This window comes from uncultured Clostridium sp. (assembly GCF_947036855.1).
Classification (GTDB): Bacteria; Bacillota; Clostridia; order Clostridiales; family Clostridiaceae; genus Sarcina.
The window spans coordinates 1-3239 of the sequence record NZ_CAMQRY010000193.1; the positions used below are offsets into that span (position 1 = coordinate 1).

General features: G+C 27.3%; 2 protein-coding genes. Both read left to right on the forward strand.

Annotated elements, in window-relative coordinates; genetic code table 11:
* Positions 1-1956: type I pullulanase (gene pulA / locus Q0V15_RS12570; protein ID WP_297439486.1), on the forward strand; the 1956-nt coding region annotated here is incomplete at its 5' end.
* Positions 1957-2270: 314 nt separating this feature from the next.
* Positions 2271-2498, forward strand: coding sequence for a hypothetical protein (locus tag Q0V15_RS12575; RefSeq protein WP_297439487.1), 228 nt, complete (start codon positions 2271-2273; stop codon positions 2496-2498).
* Positions 2499-3239 lie beyond the last annotated feature (741 nt).

The following is a 3239-nucleotide window of genomic DNA, read 5'->3' on the forward strand; positions in this document are numbered from 1 at the left end:
TCGAAAAGTAAAAGTGAAATAGCAGAAATATTTAACTCTAAAGGATTTAGAAGTTGGTATTACTTTGCAGGGAAACTTGGAGCTATTTATTCAAAGAGAAGTACAAAGTTTAGAGTATGGAGTCCTGTTGCTAAAAATATATATGTTGAATTATATAAAAGAGAGAATAAAAATGATTTTAATCTTATTGATGATATAAAGTTAATTGATTTAAATGGTGTTTTTGAGGTTGATGTAAATAAAGATTTAGATAATATATATTATAAATATAGAGTTGAAACATCAGAAGGAACCCACTCAGTTGTTGATATATATGCTAATAGTGTATCTGTAAATGGTCAGTATGGATTAATTTTAGATATAGATAAATATAGCCCGAGTGGATGGGAAGAAGATAAAGCACCAACGCTTGAGAGTATAGGAGATTCAGTTTTATATGAAATGCATGTAAGAGATTTTACTATTGATGAAAATTCGGGTGTCATAAATAAGGGTAAATTTATTGGTCTTATAGAGGGAAATAGCAAAGTAAGTGGGACAGATATAGCATCAGGAATAGATCATTTAAAAGAACTTGGAGTAACACATGTTCATTTACTACCAGTTTATGATTATGAAACTGTAGACGAAAGAAGTTATAATTCAGAGAATTATAATTGGGGTTATGACCCATTAAATTATAATGCTTTAGAGGGTTCATATTCTACAAATCCACATGATGGATTAAATAGAGTTATTGAGTTTAAAGAAATGGTTATGAAATTCCACGAAGCTGGAATTAGAGTTGTTATGGATGTTGTTTATAATCATACTTATCGTTGTGATGATTCTAATTTTAATAGACTTGTTCCACAGTATTATTATAGACAAAACTGTGATGGTTCAAATTCAAATGGTTCAGGATGTGGTAATGAACTTGCAACAGAAAGGTCAATGGTTAGAAAGTTTATAGTAGATTCAATTATTTTTTATGCAAAGAAATATCATATTGATGGCTTTAGATTTGACCTTATGGGACTTTATGATACAAAAACTTTAAGAAAAATTAGAGATGAAGTAAATGAAATAGATGAAAGTATAATTATCTATGGGGAAGGTTGGACAGGAGGAGGAAGTCCTCTAGCTATTGAAAGACAATGTTTAAAAACAAATACATTTAAATATGAGGGAAGACAAATAGCACTCTTTAATGATGAAATAAGAGATGGAATAAAAGGTAATACTTTTAGAGCAGAGGATAAGGGATTTGTTTCGGGATTAAATAAGTTCAATAATGAAATTAAAATAGGTATAGCAGGTGGGGTTAACATAATAGATTCACCATATCATACTTGGGCAGATTCACCTATGCAAGTTATAAATTATGAGTCAGCACATGACAATTATACATTGTGGGATAAACTTATAATGTCTAATGAAAATGCAACAGAGCAAGAGCTAATTGAAATGAATAAGCTTGGGTTTGCAATTGTAATAACAGCACAAGGGATACCATTCCTTCATAGTGGAGAAGAATTTTTAAGAACTAAAAAATCAGAAAATGGAGTGCTAGAGCATAATAGTTACAATATGCCTGATAGCATAAATAAGATTGATTGGAATAGAAAAAAAGAATATATAGATGTATTTAACTATTATAAAGATATGATTACTCTTAGAAAAAATCATAAATGCTTTAGGTTAGAAAGTTTTGAAGAAATAAAATCTAGAATTAAATTTAATGATGATGTGGAAGCTATGATTTCATTTACTATTAATTGTGAAGGACTTAATGATACATTTAAAAAAGTTTTAGTAATTCATAACGGAAATAAGGATAATATTAGTTTAAATCTTCCAGAGGGAGATTGGGTTTTAATAAGTGATGGAAGTAGTATCAATGAAAATGGAATTAAAACATTAAATGGTGAATGTATAGTTTATAAACAAAGTTGTTTTATTTTAGCAGTTAAATAAGTCGGAAAATGTTATTAAAACTAAAATAATGAAGAAAATTAAGAATTAAATGGGAAAGATAGTGGAAAATATTCGCTAAGGGTATTATAATAGTAGATAAGTTGATATAGCTAAGAGAGAAAATTTAGTTAATCACAAAATTAAAGAATTAATAGATTAGAGTTTTATAGTACCTTGTAAAGAATCAGATATAAGTTACTAAAGTTGAAGATAAGATGAATTTTAAATTAGAGAGAATGGAAATTAGTGTAGCTTTTGCTATAACGAAGAGAGAGAATACTAAAATCACAGCAGACAAAAATTGAAGCTGAATATTGAAGTTATTATTGTATGGGAATTATGAGATAACAGAGATTAAAGAAGATATTGGGTATTTACTGAGATATGTAAAGACTGTTGATATTAATAAAGATAAGTATAGGATTGAAATTACTAGACAGGATATTTTAAAGTTTGGAAAACATTATTTTAAAATAATGATTCAGATACAAGTTAATGAATTGATGATAGAAGAGGGATATGATAAAAATAGTAATGGTTAATATAGTTTTCTATATGAAGAGAAAAGTTACTAAAATCACAGTAAGGAAAAGATGGATCTGAGTATTAGAGTTATGACGTATGGGAATTATGAAGTAACTAGAAAAAAAGAACTGACTTCACATTTATTCGAAAGGGTAAAGACTATTGATGTTATTAAAGATAAGTAGTGGATTGAAATTGTTATTGTGGATAGATTAAGACCTACAACGGAGAAGTTATTATTGATAAAGCTAAAGTGTATTTAGTTGAAGATAGTAAAATTATAAAAATTAAAATAGCAGATAAGTTATAAGATTTAACTAAGACGTATCAGGCAAGGTGCATATCAACATAAGTTGAATAGAAATGTATCACTTAGATAAAATTTAGAAAAGTTTTAGAATTTTGATGATAGAGAGGTTTTTATAACTATATTTATTTTTATGAGATAATGATGGGATATAAAATTTAGAGATATTAAAGCTAATAACTTAGATAACTTTTTAAGCAATATTAAGCTTAAAGTTGTAAGGACTTTTAGAACTATAATATTATTATTAAGATTTAAATTTATTAGAAAATTGAACTGATAAAAAGCACTAGACCATATGGTCTGGTGCTTTTTTTGTTACGAATAAATTAAGATTAATGATTATTTTGAATCGCATGGAATAAAATAGATATAATTATGGTGTGAGGTGAGAGAATGTGGAATTTTATAGAAAGTGTTATGGATTTGTTTGAGGGTGCATCTGATATAG